Raw genomic sequence first — 16,538 nt, forward strand, 5'->3', positions numbered from 1 at the left:
GAGAGCTGTGATGCGGCCGAAGATGGATGCCTGTCTGGATGCGATCAACCAGGTAGTGCTGGGCAAGGATCATCAGGTGCGCCTGGCGCTGACCTGTCTGCTGGCGCGTGGTCATCTGCTGATCGAGGACCTGCCCGGCATGGGCAAAACCACCCTGAGCCAGGCCTTGGCGCGAGTGCTGGGGCTTTCCTACCAGCGCATCCAGTTCACCTCGGACCTGCTCCCGGGCGACATTCTCGGCACTTCGGTGTTCGATAAGGACAGTGGGCAATTCGTCTTCCATCCTGGGCCGATCTTCGCCGAACTGGTGTTGGCGGACGAAATCAACCGCGCCACACCGAAGAGCCAGAGCGCGCTGCTGGAAGCCATGGAGGAGGGCCAGGTGACCATCGAGGGGGCCACGCGGCCGCTGCCGGAACCCTTCTTCGTCATCGCCACGCAGAACCCGGTCAGCTCCGGCGGCACCTTTTCGTTGCCGGAGTCGCAGCTGGATCGCTTCCTCATGCGTTTGTCGTTGGGCTACCCGGCGCGGGCGGCGGAAAAGTCGCTGCTGCTGGGCGAGGCGAGGCGAGATCTGCTGCCGCGCCTGGAGCCGTTGCTCAATCATGCCGAACTGGCCGCCATCCAGGCGCTGATCCCCCAGGTGCGCGCCAGTGATGCGCTGGTGGATTACGTCTTGCGCCTGGTCGAGGCGACGCGCAGCGAGCCGCAGTTCGCCTGGGGCCTGTCACCACGCGCCAGCCTGGCGTTGTTGGCAGCCGCGCGGGCCTGGGCCTTCCTGGCCCATCGCGACTATGTGATTCCCGAGGATGTGCAGGCCGTGTTGCCGGCGGTGGTGGGGCACCGTCTGCGCGAGCGGGCCGACCCGGCCGGGCATGGCGGCGGCACGCTGGTGCAATGGCTGCTGCGCGAGGTGGCGGCAGTCTGATGACGCTCAAGGCTCGTTGGCGCAACTGGATCGCCCGACGCATTCCGGCAGCGTCGCAGGTTCAGCTGAACCAGCGGCGCATCTTCATCATGCCGGATCGGGTCGGGGCGGCCTTTACCGTGCTGCTGGTACTGATGCTGCTGGCCGGGATCAACTACGAAAACAGCCTGGCCTACGGCCTGACCTTTCTGCTGGCGGCGATTTTCGTGATCGCCATCCTGCACACCTATCGCAACTTCAGCGGCCTGATCCTCAAGGCCGGCGCCAGCGGTGCGGTATTTCTCGGCGAGCCGGCGCGTTTTCGGGTGCGCCTGGAGAGTGCCGGGCACCCGCACCAGGCCATCGCCCTGGGCTGGCCGGAGCAGCCTCTACAGGTTCAGGATGTCCCGGCAGGTGGCGAGAGCGAATGCGAGCTCGGCCTGCCGACCCTGCGTCGTGGCTGGCTTCGCCCGCAGCGCATGCGGGTGGAGAGCCGCTTTCCGCTGGGCATTCTGGTGGCCTGGAGCTGGGTCGACCTGGATCAGGCCGTACTGGTCTACCCGCGCCCGCTGGAGGGTGATCTGCCCCTGGCTGCGGGAGGCGGCGACGATGACGAGGAAGAGGGACTTCGCGCCAGCGGGCAGGGCGCTGATGACTACCAGGGTTTGCGCAGCTATCAGCCGGGCGACTCGCGCCGGCGTTTGCACTGGAAGGCCTTTTCTCGCGGCCAGGGCCTGCTGGTCAAGGATTTCGCCGCATTGAGCGGGCGCGATCTGTGGCTGGATTTCCAGGCGCTGGGCGGCGACATCGAGGCGCGCCTGTCGCTGCTGTGTCACTGGGTGCTGCAACTGGATGCCCGCCAGCAGGCTTATGGCCTGCGCCTGCCCGGTTTCGAGCGTTCGCCGGACTATGGCGACACCCATCGCGAGGCCTGCCTGCGAGCCCTGGCACTCTATGGAGAACGGCCATGAGCGTTGCGCCGGGTATTCCTCGCATAGCCCTGACCTGGCTGCTGGTGGCCCAGGTGCTGGTGATTTTGCCGTTGCTGTTGCACCTGCCGCCCTGGCTTGCCGTACTTTGGCTGTTCTGTGCCGGCTGGCGCGTGCAGGTGTTTCGCATGCGCGCCGGTTTCCCCAACGGTCTGGCACGCGCGGGCTTGATGCTGGCCACGGCCGCAGGGGTGTTCCTGTCCCGTGGCAGCCTGATCGGTCTGGATGCCGGGGCGGTGCTGCTGGTCGCGGCCTTCATCCTCAAACTGGTGGAACTGCGTAACCGCCGCGATGCGCTGGTGCTGATCTTCCTCGGCTTCTTCGTCGTGGTGGTCGGCTATCTGTTCGATGACGGCCTGTTGGCGGCGCTGTATAGCCTGCTGCCGATTACCGCGCTGCTGGCGGCACTGATCGGACTGCAGCAGAGCAGCCTGGCCACGCGTCCGCTGGCGACGCTGAGGCTGGCTGGCACCCTGATGCTGCAGGCAGTACCGCTGATGCTGGTGCTGTTCCTGTTCTTTCCGCGCCTGGGCCCGCTATGGAGCCTGCCGACACCGCAGCGGGGCATCACAGGCCTGTCGGACAGCATGGCGCCGGCCGATGTGGCCGAGCTCAGTCGCTCGCCGGAATTGGCCTTCCGCGCCAGCTTCGAGGGTGCGCCACCGCCGCGCAGCGAGCTGTATTGGCGTGCCCTGACCCTGGATCACTTCGATGGTCGGCGCTGGTCGCAAGGCTGGGGCGCGCAGCAATCGGCCGCGCCGCAGTGGCGCAAGCAGGGTGAGGCGTTGTCCTACAGCATCATCATGCAGCCCAGTGGCAAGCCCTGGCTGTTCGCCCTCGATGTGGGGCAGACCAACCTGGCCAATACCCGGCAGATGAGCGACTTTCGTCTGCAACAGTCGCGTCCGGTGCTGCAGAGCCTGATGTACGAAGTGCAGTCCTGGCCGGCGGCCGTGCGCGAGGAACAGCTGCCCAGGGGCGTCATGCGCAGCAGCCTGCAGTTGCCCAAGGACGGCGATCCGCGCGCGCGGCAATGGGCCGCACAGCTGCGCCGTGAGCATGGCGACGACGAGGCGCTGGTACGGGCGCTGCTGCAGCACTTCAACCAGCAACCCTACGTCTACACCCTCAGGCCACCGCCCGTGGGACTCGACAGTATCGATGAGTTTCTCTTCCGCACCCGGCGCGGCTTTTGCGCCCACTATGCCGGCGCCATGACCTTCGTGCTGCGCGCCGCGGGCATTCCGGCGCGGGTTGTGGCGGGCTACCAGGGTGGCGAGTTCAACTCGTCAGCCAATTACCTGGCGGTGCGCCAGTACGATGCCCACGCCTGGGTCGAGTACTGGCTGGCAGGGCGCGGCTGGGTCAGCGTCGACCCGACGTTCCAGGTGGCGCCGGAGCGTATCGAGATGGGGTTGGAAGAAGCCCTGGCCGAAGAGGATGGCTTTCTCGATGACTCTCCCTTTTCACCGCTGCGCTACCGCCATCTGGAGTGGCTCAACGAGTTGCGTCTGACCTGGGATAGCGTCAACTACAACTGGCAGCGCTGGGTGCTCGGTTATCGCAGCGAGCAGCAGCTGGGGTTGCTGAAACGCTGGTTCGGCACGCTGGACTGGCAACGCCTGGCACTGGTACTCCTGGGCTGCGGAGCGGCGGCACTGGGGCTGGTAGCCTTGTGGCTGTTCAAGCCCTGGCGGCGGGAGCGCGACCCGTTGCAGCGACAGCTACGCCGTTTCGAGTCGCTGCTGGCCCGTTATGGCCTGCATCGCGGCAAGGGCGAAGGCGTGCGTGACTTTAGCGCGCGGGCGGCGACGCTGTTGCCACGCCAGGCGCAGGCACTGGATGAATTTGCCAGGGCCTTCGAGGCACAGCGCTATGCCGGCGCACAGGCCGAGCCAGAGAGGCTTGCGGCCAGCCTGAAACGCCTGCGCAGTGAATTACCCTGGCGGTCATCAGGAGGGAGAAAGGCATGAATGCATTCGACATTCGACTCAACAGGCGCATCATCGAGTTGCAGATGCGTCTGTACGCCTGTTGTGCCCGCATGCAGGCGCGTACGGATGACGAGGCCCTGCATGAGCTGCGCATCGCCGTCCGCCGCTTGCGTAGCTTGTTGCGTCCATTGCGCCAGGAGCCGCTCTGTGCCGCGCTGGAGCAGAGCGCAGGCGCGTTGGGCAAGGCCAGCGGCCCACTGCGTGATCTGGAAGTCCTGGCGGCCGAGCTGCGCCGCCTGGGCCAGAGCGAGGCGGCGCAGCGGCGTCTGGCTGAACGTGACGACGGCTATGCGCAACTGCTCGCCGGTGTGCCGCTGCAGCGCCTGCAGATCCGTCTCGACGACTGGCCTCAGGATTGCCGCGATGCCCACCGTGATGGCCAATGGCAAGCCGGTGCCAAGCAGGTACGCCGCAATCTGGCCAGGCAGGTACGCAAATTGACTGCCGCCTTGCGTGATCCGAGCCATGACCGGCATCGCCTGCGCCTGCTGATCAAGCGCCTGCGCTACTGTGCCGAGGCTTGGCCGGCCTACAGCGAGCTGAGCGCATCGACCCTGCGGGCCTTGCGCCAGGCTCAGGGTGCGCTGGGTGACTGGCACGACCATCTGCAATGGCTGCTTCGCGTTCAGAGTGAGGCGGATCTATTGCCGTGCGTCCAACACTGGCAGGTCGAATTGCTCGCTGCGGAACGACAGGCGGATGAGTGCCTGGCCGAATTGGCCCTGAAACTTTCCGCGTCCTGAGCTCATTACAGAGCATTTCCGGCGCTGATTTGGCCGCATAGTCCCTCCCGTGTGCGACTGCTTTTCACTAAGCTTGCAGCTGCCTGAAAGGAGATTGCGCATGACCTTCGCTGAACTGATCCACGCCGTACATACCCGCCCTCAGCATGTCGTCGTCCCGCCCTTGTGGGGGCAGGGGCGAGCGACCTTCGGCGGCCTGGTGGCGGCGATGCTGTATGAAGCCATGCGGCTCAAGGTGCCGGCCGGTCGCCCGGTACGCTCGTTGTCCATCACCTTTGTCGGCCCCATGCTGATGGGGGAGGCGGTAGCCTTCGAGGTTGAAGTGCTGCGCGAAGGCAAATCCGTCAGCCAGATGCTCGGTCGTGCGGTACAAAACGGCGAGGTGGTGGCCATCGCCCAGGGCAGTTTCGGTGCGTCTCGTCGTTCCGCGGTCCAGGTCGAGGCCGAACCGGCGCCGGCGATGAAGGCCGTGGAAGAGTGCCAGGAGTTGCCTTATCTGGCTGGTGTCACCCCAGAGTTCACACGCTTTCTGGCCATGCGCTGGGGGCAGGGCGGCATGCCGTTCAGCAACACGCCATCGCGCCATATGGGCGGCTGGGTGCGCCTGCGCAGTGACGTGAGCCATGACCGGGTCAGCGAAGCACATCTGTTGGCACTGGTGGATGCCTGGCCGCCGGCGGTGTTGTCCCACCTGAAGTCCCATGCACCGGGCAGCTCGCTGACCTGGACCATCGAGTTCGTCCATCCGTTACCCAGCCTCACCACCCACGACTGGTGCCTGTACCAGGCCGAGATCGAGCACGCCCTCGATGGTTATGGCCACATCGCGGCGCGGCTGTGGACCAAAGATGGCCAGTTGCTGGCGCTGAGCCGGCAGACCACCACGGTGTTCGATTAAGTCTCGATCTGTGGCAGGTCGAAGAAGGCCCGGGCCGTAGCCGTACTGTGCGCGGCCAGGCTCTCCTGGCTTTCGCCGCGGTGCAGTGCGACCTCGCGCAATACCTCACCGAGAAAGGCCGGCTCGTTATGCCCGCTTTTCGGTTTGGGTCGCAGGCTGCGGGGGAGCAGGTAGGGCGCGTCGCTCTCCAGCATCAGGCGCCCCGCGGGGATGTCGCGCATCAGCGGATGCAGGTGGGTGCCGCGGCGCTCATCGCAGATCCAGCCAGTAATGCCGATATGCAGGTCGAGATCGAGATAGGCATACAGGCTGTCCTTGCCGGCGGTGAAACAGTGCACCACGGCGGCCGGCAACTGGTCGCGGAACTGGCGGAGGATGGCCACCAGGCGCTCACTGGCATCACGCTCATGCAGGAACACCGGTAACTGAAGCTCCACAGCCAGAGCCAGCTGTTCCTCCAGGGCCTTTTCCTGCTGCGGTCGCGGCGAGAAGTCGCGATTGAAATCCAGCCCGCATTCACCCACGGCACGTACTGGCGCTTCACTGAGCAGGTCGCGCAGCTGCCGGGCACTCTCTGTATTCCACTGGCTAGCGTCGTGCGGATGAACCCCGGCGGTACTGAACAATCGGCTGCCGGTTTCATCCAGTTCCTGGCAGAAATGCAGCGCCTGCTCGCTTTCCTCCAGGCTGGTTCCAGTCAGCACCAGTTGGCAGACGCCGGCCTCGTAAGCGCGGGCGAGCACCGCATCACGCTCCCGAGCCAGGCTGGGGTGGGTCAGATTGACGCCGATGTCGATGAGTTGCATGGTGCTACCTCAGTGGTTGAGCCGGCAGCATAGCAAAGCCGGCTTTTTATCAATAAAACAATCAAATACAGATGCTTGCATATGTCTATTAATGCTCTTTGTCAGCATGAGCTGGCCATTTGAAGCACCTTGTGCGAGGCTCCGCGCCCCGCGCGCTGGAACCATCTGTCGGCGGGATGCTCTTAGTCGCTCGGGTCTGCTCATGACCTGGCGCCCCCCGGAGGCTGGATGATTCGCACGCTGCTGTTTTTGCTCTGCTGCCTGGCAGTGTTGCCGGCCCATGCCCGCCTCAGCGGCTTGGGCGAGCACCCGGCGCAAGTGAGCAAGCAGCGCGACCTGGCGCAGATTCGCAAGAGTGGCGAACTGCGAGTGCTGGTCAACCAGAGCCGTAACAGCTCGGGCGAGGTCAAGGGCCAGGCCATCGGCGTCGAATATCACCGTCTGCGGGCATTCGAGCAGTACCTCAATCGCAATGCCCGAGATGGTCGCAACCTGCGCATGAGGATCATCCCCAAGGCCAAGGACCAACTGCTTGCCGCCCTGCAAAAGGGTGAGGGTGATGTCGTCGCGCCGGGGGAGCTGATCGATGTGCATCCCGGCATGGGCGTCAGTGCCAGCCAGGCCATTCGCAGCGATGTACAGCTGGTAGTGGTCGGCAACCGCAATAACCGGCATTACCGCAAGCTGGACGATATGGCCGGGCGCAGCCTGGCACTGCCGTTGGGCAGCGCCGCAGGTGAAGCGCTGCGCGAGGTCAACCAGCGTCTGGCGCAACGCAAGCAGCCGCCAATCGTGGTGGAGTGGGCCGACAGCAGCCTGGCGGTGGAGGATGTACTGGAGATGGTCCAGGCCGGTATCTATCCCTGGACCGCTGTCGAACTGCCGATTGCCGAGCGCTGGCTCAAGGTCATGCCCAGGCTGCGCATCGAGCGCCATCTGGTGCTCAGCAAGGCGGGGGAAATGAGCTGGTTCGTGCGGCGTGATGCACCGATGCTGCGGGCCAGCGTCGACCGTTTTCTCGCCAGCTACCGGATGCCCGATGACGTGGATTCGGCCTTCCAGCGTGTCTATCGGCGCTCCTACAAGGTGCGCAATCCGCTGGGGCAGGCAGATCGTCAGCGCCTGGAGCGTGTCAGGGCTGTGCTGCAGAAGCATGGCGAGGAGCAGAATCTGGACTGGCTGCAACTGGCCGCGATGGCCTACAAGGAGTCCACGCTCAATCCGGCTGCACGCGGAGCCTCCGGTGCTACCGGGCTGATGCAGGTCACCCCCGGCGCCGCGCGCAGCGTAGGGGTCGGCAATATCCAGGGGCTGGACAACAATGTGCTGGCGGCGACGCGCTACATGGCCCGTATCCGCCGCGAGTTCTTCGCCAGCCACCAGATCGATGATGTTGAGCGCAGGGCTTTTATTCTGGCGGCCTACAACATGGGGCCGCAGCGGGTGCAAAGCCTGAGAGCTGAGGCGCGCAGGCGCGGCCTCAACCCCAACCAGTGGTTCTTCCAGGTCGAACGTGTGGCCATGGAGAAAATGGGCCTGGGCGTCGCCAGCTATGTGAATAGCGTGAACAAATACTATCTTGCCTATGATCGTGAGCGCTTTTTGCTGGAGCCCACCCGCGCAAAGAACAGGTAAATCGAATAATTCGATTTGAATTAGCGCAAAAATGCGCTTTTAGTATCGATTAATTCGAATAGCATGTGCCTCACCAACACTACTCACCTGAAGGACCTGGCACATGAACAACCTGATCAAATCCCTGATGTCTTCCTCCGCCGGTTACGGCATTACGTTGCTGCGCGTGGTGACCGGCCTGACCTTTGCCGCCCACGGCGCGCAGAAGCTATTTGGCTGGTTCGGTGGCTACGGCCTGGAGGGCGTAGGCCAGTGGATGGAAAGTATCGGTATCACGCCCGGCTACCTGATGGCCGCGCTGGCCGGTAGCGCCGAATTCTTTGGTGGCCTGGCGCTGGTCGTCGGTCTGCTGGTTCGTCCTGCGGCGCTGTCGCTGCTGGTGTCCATGCTGGTAGCCATGTTTGCCGTCCACTGGGCCAATGGCTTCTTCATCACCAACAATGGCTATGAGTACGCCATGATCCTCGGCCTGATCAGCGCCGTGCTGATGATCGAAGGCGCCGGCAAGCTGTCTCTAGACCGTCTGATTTCGCGTCAATAACGGTAGCCATGAATAAAAAAGGCCCGCATTGCGGGCCTTTTTGTGCTCAGGGCTTTTCTCGGGTCTGGGCCAGTTGCTCGGCCGCGTCCAGGCGCAGCCTTTCGCGCTCGTCGAAGCGCTCTTCGGCCAGACGTTGCAGGGCTTTTTGTCGGTCTTCAACGCTGAGGCCGCTATTGGCTTCGAGCTCGGCCTTCTCCTTACGATAATCGCTGAGGCGTTTCTGCCACTGTTGCCGTTGCCGATCGAGCGACTCCAGGCGCTCGGTGGCTTCGGCACCGACCAGTTGCAGGCGCAGCTGGCGAATCTGCTCGCTATTACCACCATTGGCTTGCAAAGCAGCGGTTTGCTGGCGCAGCTCACTTTGTAATTGCGGCACCAGCAGCGCCTGCATGTCTTCTGGCAGGCCCGCGCGCAGCTGATCCAGTGCATCGGCTTTCTGTTCATCGCTGAGATCGGCGTCATGTCGAATGGCCAAGCGCTCAAGGGTGAACTGGTTGTAAGCCTCTTCCTGAGCGAAAAATGCCTGGTGTGCTTCGGAACTGAACAGTCGCGCACGCAGGGCCTGCACGGCCTGCTCGCGCTGGCGCATGGCATCCAGGTTGGCCATTTGCGGCAGATCCTGCTCCAACTGTATCAATTGGCGCTTGTAATCGAGGTACTGCGCCAGCAAGGCCAGTGCCTGGCTCTCGGCCGGCTCCTGCAGCTGGTGCTGAATGTAGGCTTGCAGTCGAGCGATGCTGGTGTTCAGGCTCTCCTCGCCATAGGCGCTGAGGAAATAATCAAAGATGCGCCGGATATCCATGCTGATCAGCAAGTTACCACTGTCATCGAGGCGAAACTGGCCATCGACCTGGGTGCCGGCAAAGGAGGGCGGTAGCGGAGTATTGGCGACTGCCTGCGGCGCAGATGGGCGCGCTTCGGCGGTCGTTGCGATGGCAGCCTGGGCCTCGTCTTGAGCGCTGAGCATGGGCGCCTTGGCTTCAGGCGTGTGGCGCTCGAGCGGGTTGAAATAGAAGGTGGTGGCGACACTGGCCCCAATCAGCAGGGGCGTGGCGAGCAATAGCGCTTTGTTCACGGCGGGACTCGTCGAGTGGAAAGTGCTCGGGGCCCGCAGGCCCCGATATCTGGCTCAGAGGCCGGCTTGCTTGAGGCGGTTGGCTTGCTGGCGGTAGACAGTCACCGGATCGGTCTCGAACAGGCTGGTCAGGCCGAAAACCTGATTGACCTCGTCGAGGTGGTTCATCCGGTAGTTATCGCGGATTACCTTGCCCAAGTGAGAGCTGCAGCGACCGACCAGACCGTCGTTTGCCTCATCGAAGGTTAGGGAGCTGGCGCCCAGCAGTAGGTCGCTCACATCAAACACATTGGTCAGCGGGCTGGTGCCACTCCATGAGTAGTAGCTGACGCCATTGACCTTGTAGGCCCCTTCGCCACAGGCGCTGGTGGGAATGCCCTGTGGGTACTTGGCATTGAACGCCGCAGCGCCCTGGCTGTTGAGAGACTCGAGCGAGCCCAGGGCATTCTGCGGCGAGGTGCTGGCGCTGCCGGAGAGGAAGTTGATCAACGCGCCCAGGCCATTGACGATGCCCGCCAGCAGCGCCTCACCGGCCGAGCCCGGCGGAATCTGGCGGAGGAAGTCGGCGGTGTCAGAGCCTTTGTGCGGCGCGCCGACACTGGTGACCGAAGCGACCAGGTCAGGCCGAATGGCTGCTACGTAGCGAACAGTTGGGCCGCCGTGACTATGGCCAATCAGATTGACCTTGCCTTTACCACTAATGGCTGCGATTTCCTCGACCTGTTCGAGCAGTTCTTCGCCGCGCAGCTCGGAGGTATTCAGCTGGCTGACTTCGGTGATGTAGACGCTGGCACCATCGGAACGCAGTGCGGACGGAATGCCGTACCAGTAGTCGATGCCGAGGATGCTGTCGAAGCCAAGCATGCCGTGGGTCAGGACGATCGGGTATTTGGTCTTGGTGTAGCCGGTGGAGCCGAACAGGCCTGCTTCGACCTGACCCGACAATACCAGGCTGGAACCGAGGCAGAGGGCGAGCAGTGTTTTCTTGTTATTCATGGGGCGCTCTCGAACGGTGATAGGCAGTGATCCTCCATGCGCTTAGCCATCCACACCCATCCTGGAAGTGGAACTTCAGCGACATGGGGTTTGGCAGGATCTGTGCCAGAACCTGAGCATTTCGAACAATGGCTCTAAACGGGCGTTTGTGGCGCAAGCCGCGCAGCGGCTGGGCTCTATCAGCCACTACGGGTGTTACCGGGAGAAACAGTCAGGCCAGTGGCCAGGTGCCGATCTGCTGGTAACGAGGGCCGATCATCGCGGAGTTGGAGCTGAACAGAGCGAATTGATCAACGTGCCAGGCGAAGCTGAACGCTGCTGGGCTGGTTGGCACGCTGGCATGCCGAGCCAGTGTCAGATGCGGGCGATAGGTACGTTGTTCGAGCGTGAATCCACACCGTTGCAGCTGCTCCGCAAGCGTCTGCTGCAGTTGTAAAAGAGCCATGGGTGGGCGGCTGGGCGCCAGGTGCAGAAGCCCGTCGTTCCAGATATCCAGGCGATCCAGGCGCAACTCGAATGCGCGCTGCCTTTTAGTTTGATCGGCCGCCGCGCGCAGCTCTGCCAGACGGGTTGTGGCTTGCTGACCAAGAAAAGCCAGCGTCAGGTGCAGGTCATGCTCGTGCACCCAGTTACCGGCGCAAGGAAGTTGCCGTCGCCAATCCTGAATGTTCCGGGCTTGTGCAGAAGGCACGGGGATGGCGAAGAACAGTCGTAGCGACTCGGGCATGCGGCCTCCTGGCTTGACAGAGCGGTACCGGCGTTTCTAGCATCGCACCCCATAGCGCCGATTTAAGAGCAACTTGCGGGGCGCTGCCCGGTTGGGCGAATACCGCTAAAGCGCTGGCCGGTGTCGCCTCCCACCGCAGTCCGGCGGGACCATGAGGCTGAGACTGTATAACCATGAGTTGCCCACGCGCCCATCTGCATTTCTCCCCCTTGCCGCATGCTGCGGCCAACCGCCATCCCCATGTGCTGCTGGTTGGCAATCAGCAACCCAATCTGCTGAAAAACCTGGACGGCTGGCCCAAGCACTGGCCGGCTTCGCGCAATTTCCTGATCCGTTTTGTTGCTCCGTTGGCACAGCAGCTGGCAGCCATTCCAAGCGACAGTTACGACCTGGCGGTGGTCGGCCGCGAATCCACGGCTGTGGATGCCGAGTTGATCGGACAATTGGTGCGGGTGGCCCGCCAGGGCGTGATCAACCTCAGGTAATGGCTGGATAGTCGATGGCGGTGATGTAGAACGCCTGCTCACCGCCTGGGGTGTTCACTTTTACTTCAGCATCCAGCGCCTTGCCTATCAAGGCGCGGGCCAGCGGTGAGTCGATACTGATCAGCCCCAGCTTGAGATCCAGCTCATCCGGGCCGATGATGCGGTAGCGCACCTCGTTACCGTTTTCATCTTCCAGGGTGACCCAGGCGCCGAAATAGACCTTGTTCGGGTCGGCGGGACAGCTATCGACAACCTTGAGATTTTCCAGGCGCTTTGTGAGGAAGCGTACGCGACTGTCGATCTCGCGCAGCATCTTCTTGCCGTAGATGTATTCGGCGTTCTCCGAACGGTCGCCCAGGGCGGCAGCTTCGCTCACGGCCTGGGTTACCTGAGGACGACGCACATGCCACAGCTCATGCAGCTCGGCGCGCAGGCGCGCCGAGCCTTCAGGTGTGATCAGCGGTGTTCCGGCGGTGCGCGGTGGACGATAGCGGCTCATGGTACTGGTCGGTAATAAAGGGTTGGCCATTCTAGCAATGACCTTATTGCCTCACACCTCGCGCAGCACGGTCAGTGGCAACGCGTTCAAGGCCTTGCGCGTGCCCCAGAGGCCGGCTGCGCCAACCAGCAGTGCGCCGATCAGCGGTAAAACCAGCAGCCAGGGGTGCGGCTGCCATTGCAGTTCCAGCGCATAGCGATAGAGCAGGAAACTGGCCAGCTCGCAACCCAGCGCTGCCAGCAAGCCACTGACGGCACCCAGCAGGCCGAACTCGGTACGCCTGGCGTTGAGCAACAGCCTGCGTTCGGCGCCCAGGGCACGCAGTAGAGCGCCTTGGCGCAGGCGCTCGTCAAGGGTCGCCTGCAAGCCGGCGAGCAGTACGGCAATGCCGGCTGCCAGCACGAACAACAAGACGTACTCCACTGCCAGGCTGACCTGCGCCATGATGCTGCGTAGTTGTTCCAGCAGGGCCTCGACCTGCAGCAGGGTGACGGCAGGGAATTCTCGCGCCAGTTCGACCAATTGGCGTTCGCTGTGTGGCGGCAGGTAGAAACTGGTCAGGTAGGTAGCGGGCAGGTCTTGCAGCGTACCGGGCTGGAAGATCATGTAGAAGTTCGGCTGGAAGCTGTCCCACTCGACCTTGCGCAGGCTGCTGACTTGGGCCTCGCGCTCGATGCCGCCGACATTGAACGTCAACCGATCGCCCAGTTGCAGTCCCAGGCTTTCGGCCAGCTTGGACTCCACCGAGACCCCCGGTAATTGTTCCGTCTGCGCGCTCTGCCACCACTGGCCGGTCAGGAGCGTATTGCCTTCCGGCAGGTCTTGTGACCAGGTCAGACTGAGGTCGCGGCTTACCGCGCGTTCGCCCTGGCTCTCCTTGCTGACGATGCCTTGCACCGGCTCGCCATTAATCAGGGTCAGGCGTCCGGCAACGATGGGGTAGAGCGGCAGCGCGTGTGTGGACAGGGCTGCGAGACGGGCGGCGAAGGCGTCTTTCTCGGCAGGCAGGACATTGAGTGCGAAGTGATTCGGCGCCTGCTCGGGTAGCTGGTTTTGCCAAGTATCAAGCAGTTCGCCGCGCAACAGGGCGATCAGCGCCATGGCCATCAGAATCAGGCCAAAGGCCAGTGACTGTCCGGCAGCGGCCAGCGGGTGCCGCAACAGCTGGCCCAGTCCCAGGCGCCAGGGCAGGGCGGCGCGTGCCAGAAGCTGGCGCAAGCCCTTGAGTGCAAGCAACAGCAGGCCACCGAGCAGCAGTGTGGCGATCAAGCCGCCGCCCAGCAGTGCCAGGGTCAGTTTCCAATCCAGGCTCAGGCGCCACATGATCAGTGCCAGCGCCAAGAGCGCAGCGCCATAGACCAGCCAGGAGCTGGGCGGCACCGGTAGCAGGTCACGGCGCAGCACCCGCAGTGGCGGCACGCGACCTAGTGCGGCCAGCGGCGGCAAGGCAAAGCCTGCCAGTGCCACCAAACCTACGGCGATACCGGCCAGCGCGGGGGTGAGGCCCCCCGCGGGCACGCCCGGCGGTAGCAAACCTTGCAGCAACTGGAACAACACCAGTTGGCCCAACCAGCCGAGCAGGGCGCCGGACAGGCAGGCCAGCAGACCAAGGATGGCCAGTTGTAGGCCAAAAAGCCCAAGCGTTTGACGCCGCGAGAGGCCGAAGCAGCGCAGCAGGGCGCCGGTATCGAAATGGCGCACGGCGAAACGACTGGCAGATAACGCCACCGCGACGCCGGCGAGGAGCACCGCTGCCAGGCTGGCCAGATTTAAATAGCGCTCTGCGCGGCCCAGAGCTCCACCGATTTGCCGGTTACCGTCGCGGGCATCTTCCAGGCGTTGATGAGGCGCGGCGCCGTCCTCCACGATTTTCCGATACTCGGCCAGAGGCTGGGCATCGCCGCGCCAAAGCTCGCGAAAGCGCACACGGCTGCCCGGCTGCACGACACCGGTAGCCTCCAGATCGTCCAGGTGCATCAACACACGGGGTGTCAGGCTGTAGAAGTCGCCAGCTCGGTCTGGCTCATGGGTCAGCACCCGACTCAGGCGCAGGGGCAGGTTACCGACTTCAATTGTGTCACCGACATTCAGGTTCAGGGCCGCAAATAGACGAGCCTCTGCCCAGGCCTCACCCGGTTGCGGACCGGAACTCACCTGTTCTGCCTCGTAGGGTTCAGCGGCACTCTTCAGCTCGCCCCGAAGCGGGTAACTGCTGCTGGCTGCCTTGACGCTGGCCAGCTGAATGCCCTGGTCCGTGGCGATGACACTGGAAAACTCTACGACCTGGGCGTGAGCGAGGCCAAGACGCTTGCCTGCTTCGATCTGCTCGGAGGTTGCTGGGGAACTACCGCTGAGCACCAGGTCGGCACCGAGAAACTCTGTCGCGCGTAGCAACATGGCGCCATTGAGACGGGCGCTGAAGTAGCCGATGGCAGTACTGGCGGCGACGGCGATCAGCAACGCGAAAAAGAGTACGCGCACTTCGCCGGCACGTGTCTCGCGCAGTAGCTGACGCCAGGCCAGGGGCAGCAGACGAGGGTTCATCAGGGCTCCACGCAGTCGATCAGACGACCGGCTTCAAGCCGAATCATGCGCCGGCAGCGGTGCGCCAGGCGCTCTTCATGGGTCACTAGAACCAGAGTCGTGCCACGCTCCTGGTTGAGCTGGAACAGCAGATCGCTGATGTGCTCGCCCGTGTGGCTGTCGAGATTGCCGGTAGGCTCGTCAGCGAACAGAATCGCCGGATCTGCGGCAAACGCTCGCGCAATGGCCACTCGTTGCTGTTCACCGCCAGAGAGTTGGCGAGGGAAATGGCTCAGGCGGTGGGCAAGTCCGACCCGTTGCAGCAGATCGCCGGCCCGCTGGCGGGCATCGACGTGGCCTTCCAGTTCCAATGGCAGCATGACGTTTTCCAGTGCGCTGAGGTTGTCCAGCAATTGAAAGGACTGGAACACGAAGCCAACCTGCTCTGCACGTACCTGGGCGCGGCAGTCTTCATCCAGTGTGTGCAGGGCATTGCCGGCCAGTTCGATTTCACCGGAGCTGGGCAGGTCGAGACCCGCCAAAAGGCCGAGGAGGGTGGATTTACCTGAGCCGGAGCTGCCGACTATGGCCAGACTATCGCCGGCCGCCAGCTCGAACGAGAGGTCCTGCAGGATGGCCAGCTCGCCTTCCGTGCTGGGAACCACTTTGCTAAGGTGCCGCGCAGAAAGAATGCTTGCGCTCATGGAGAGTCCAATGCGTGCGATTTGGATGAGTGGTGCACTGACACTGATGTTGTGGGCTCAGAGCGCACTGGCCGGCACCGTACTGGTCGTCGGCGATAGTATCAGCGCGGCTTTGGGCCTGGATACCCGAGAGGGTTGGGTCTTTTTACTGCAAAAACGGCTGGATGAAGGTGGCTTCCAGTATCGGGTTGTTAATGCTTCGATCAGCGGCGACACGAGTGCTGGCGGGCTTTCTCGCCTGCCTGCACTGCTTGCGCAACACTCGCCGCAAGTCGTGATTATCGAACTGGGCGGCAATGATGGCTTGCGGGGGCAGGCGCCTGCGCAATTGCAACAGAATCTTGCTTCCATGGCTCTGAAGTCACGCGAAGCCGGCGCCCGCGTACTGCTTCTCGGCATGCAGCTGCCGCCCAATTATGGTCAGCGCTATACCCAGGCATTTGCCCAGGTATATAAAGATGTGGCGAGTAGTCAGCAGCTGGCATGGGTTCCGTTTTTCCTAGAGGGTGTCGGCGGTGTGCCGGGAATGATGCAGGCTGATGGTATTCATCCCACGACCCAGGCTCAGCAGCGATTGCTGGACAACGTTTGGCCCAGTCTGGAACCACTGCTCTGACGCTTTCCCGCCTCCAGCCTTTCAGCTATCGTGGCGCTCCTGCTCCGGAGCTCTGAATGCCGCGCCATCCCTGGTCCCTGTATGCCTATCACCTGGTTGTCCCTGACGACCAGCTTGATCTGTTCGCTTGTCGTGAGGCCAGGGTTCATTTGGTGGCTCGTCAGCTCGAGTTGGGCGAGTTTGCCGATAGAACGCTTTGCGGAGGGTTGTTGCCGGCGGCGCCAGTGATGCGTGAGCTTGGTCGTCATGAGTTGCGTGACAAGCGACTGTGCCCGATCTGCCGGCAGATACTCGATGCCCAGCGGCGCGGTGAGCGGCCAGTCTGGCCACCAGCCTGATCCCTCCCTGCCTTTCCGGGAGCCGTGTACAATCGCTTTCTAATTTCCACCGCTTTGCCAGC

17 protein-coding genes are annotated in these 16,538 nt (G+C 63.2%); 10 read left to right on the forward strand and 7 right to left on the reverse strand.

Features of this window, described 5'->3' with window-relative positions; translation table 11 throughout:
• Positions 1-10: 10 nt before the first annotated feature.
• The 5 genes from P7A97_RS13405 (at position 11) to P7A97_RS13425 (ending at position 5,531) form a co-directional block, all read left to right on the forward strand.
• Complete coding sequence (locus tag P7A97_RS13405; protein WP_277690453.1) at positions 11-928, forward strand: AAA family ATPase; 918 nt, start codon at positions 11-13, stop codon at positions 926-928.
• Positions 928-1,878, forward strand: a complete 951-nt coding sequence (locus P7A97_RS13410; RefSeq protein WP_277690454.1) for a DUF58 domain-containing protein — start codon at positions 928-930, stop codon at positions 1,876-1,878. The genes P7A97_RS13405 and P7A97_RS13410 overlap by 1 nt, the downstream gene beginning before the upstream one ends.
• On the forward strand, positions 1,875-3,869 hold the full coding sequence (locus tag P7A97_RS13415; RefSeq protein ID WP_277690455.1) for a DUF3488 and transglutaminase-like domain-containing protein: 1,995 nt from the start codon (positions 1,875-1,877) through the stop codon (positions 3,867-3,869). The genes P7A97_RS13410 and P7A97_RS13415 overlap by 4 nt, the downstream gene beginning before the upstream one ends.
• Complete coding sequence (locus P7A97_RS13420) at positions 3,866-4,633, forward strand: CHAD domain-containing protein (RefSeq protein ID WP_277690456.1); 768 nt, start codon at positions 3,866-3,868, stop codon at positions 4,631-4,633. The genes P7A97_RS13415 and P7A97_RS13420 overlap by 4 nt, the downstream gene beginning before the upstream one ends.
• A gap of 100 nt (positions 4,634-4,733) precedes the next feature.
• Positions 4,734-5,531 carry a thioesterase family protein gene (locus P7A97_RS13425; RefSeq protein WP_277690457.1) on the forward strand — a complete coding sequence of 266 codons (798 nt, stop codon included), beginning with the start codon at positions 4,734-4,736 and terminating at the stop codon, positions 5,529-5,531.
• Here the strand turns inward: P7A97_RS13425 and P7A97_RS13430 are convergent.
• Positions 5,528-6,337: a TatD family hydrolase gene (locus P7A97_RS13430; RefSeq protein ID WP_277690458.1), complete on the reverse strand. Its 810-nt coding sequence runs from the start codon at positions 6,335-6,337 to the stop codon at positions 5,528-5,530. The genes P7A97_RS13425 and P7A97_RS13430 overlap by 4 nt on opposite strands.
• A gap of 228 nt (positions 6,338-6,565) precedes the next feature.
• Between P7A97_RS13430 and P7A97_RS13435 the strand changes: the two genes are divergently transcribed.
• Both P7A97_RS13435 and P7A97_RS13440 read left to right on the forward strand, forming a co-directional pair.
• The gene (locus tag P7A97_RS13435; RefSeq protein WP_277690459.1) at positions 6,566-7,972 is read left to right on the forward strand and encodes a transglycosylase SLT domain-containing protein; all 1,407 of its coding nucleotides are present in this window, start codon (positions 6,566-6,568) and stop codon (positions 7,970-7,972) included.
• 103 nt (positions 7,973-8,075) lie between these two features.
• The gene (locus P7A97_RS13440; RefSeq protein WP_277690460.1) at positions 8,076-8,513 is read left to right on the forward strand and encodes a DoxX family protein; all 438 of its coding nucleotides are present in this window, start codon (positions 8,076-8,078) and stop codon (positions 8,511-8,513) included.
• 46 nt (positions 8,514-8,559) lie between these two features.
• Here the strand turns inward: P7A97_RS13440 and P7A97_RS13445 are convergent, their stop codons facing one another.
• From P7A97_RS13445 to thpR, 3 genes are all read right to left on the reverse strand, one after another.
• The gene (locus P7A97_RS13445) at positions 8,560-9,588 is read right to left on the reverse strand and encodes a lipase secretion chaperone (RefSeq protein ID WP_277690461.1); all 1,029 of its coding nucleotides are present in this window, start codon (positions 9,586-9,588) and stop codon (positions 8,560-8,562) included.
• A 54-nt stretch (positions 9,589-9,642) separates the two neighbouring features.
• Positions 9,643-10,584, reverse strand: coding sequence for a triacylglycerol lipase (locus tag P7A97_RS13450; RefSeq protein WP_277690462.1), 942 nt, complete (start codon positions 10,582-10,584; stop codon positions 9,643-9,645).
• 211 nt (positions 10,585-10,795) lie between these two features.
• Entirely contained in the window at positions 10,796-11,311 is a 516-nt protein-coding gene (gene thpR, locus P7A97_RS13455; protein ID WP_277690463.1) for an RNA 2',3'-cyclic phosphodiesterase, read from the reverse strand.
• A 173-nt stretch (positions 11,312-11,484) separates the two neighbouring features.
• Between thpR and P7A97_RS13460 the strand changes: the two genes are divergently transcribed.
• Positions 11,485-11,796, forward strand: coding sequence for a class I SAM-dependent methyltransferase (locus P7A97_RS13460; RefSeq protein WP_277690464.1), 312 nt, complete (start codon positions 11,485-11,487; stop codon positions 11,794-11,796).
• Here the strand turns inward: P7A97_RS13460 and greB are convergent.
• Genes greB through P7A97_RS13475 form a run of 3 tightly spaced genes read right to left on the reverse strand, consistent with a single transcriptional unit; the run spans position 11,789 to position 15,522 of the window.
• Positions 11,789-12,295 carry a transcription elongation factor GreB gene (gene greB / locus P7A97_RS13465; protein WP_277690465.1) on the reverse strand — a complete coding sequence of 169 codons (507 nt, stop codon included), beginning with the start codon at positions 12,293-12,295 and terminating at the stop codon, positions 11,789-11,791. The genes P7A97_RS13460 and greB overlap by 8 nt on opposite strands.
• A gap of 51 nt (positions 12,296-12,346) precedes the next feature.
• Positions 12,347-14,839, reverse strand: a complete 2,493-nt coding sequence (locus P7A97_RS13470) for an ABC transporter permease (RefSeq protein WP_277690466.1) — start codon at positions 14,837-14,839, stop codon at positions 12,347-12,349.
• On the reverse strand, positions 14,839-15,522 hold the full coding sequence (locus tag P7A97_RS13475) for an ABC transporter ATP-binding protein (protein ID WP_277690467.1): 684 nt from the start codon (positions 15,520-15,522) through the stop codon (positions 14,839-14,841). Before P7A97_RS13475 ends, P7A97_RS13470 begins: the two co-directional genes overlap by 1 nt.
• Before the next feature lie 10 nt (positions 15,523-15,532).
• Here P7A97_RS13475 and P7A97_RS13480 point away from each other — a divergent pair, with 10 nt between their 5' ends.
• Both P7A97_RS13480 and P7A97_RS13485 read left to right on the forward strand, forming a co-directional pair.
• Positions 15,533-16,138 (forward strand): arylesterase, encoded by a 606-nt coding sequence (locus P7A97_RS13480; protein ID WP_277690468.1) that lies wholly within the window; start codon positions 15,533-15,535, stop codon positions 16,136-16,138.
• A gap of 56 nt (positions 16,139-16,194) precedes the next feature.
• On the forward strand, positions 16,195-16,476 hold the full coding sequence (locus tag P7A97_RS13485) for a hypothetical protein (RefSeq protein WP_277690469.1): 282 nt from the start codon (positions 16,195-16,197) through the stop codon (positions 16,474-16,476).
• Positions 16,477-16,538: the final 62 nt, after the last annotated feature.

The sequence above is a fragment of the Pseudomonas sp. GOM6 genome, from assembly GCF_029537485.1.
Lineage (GTDB): Bacteria > Pseudomonadota > Gammaproteobacteria > Pseudomonadales > Pseudomonadaceae > Aquipseudomonas.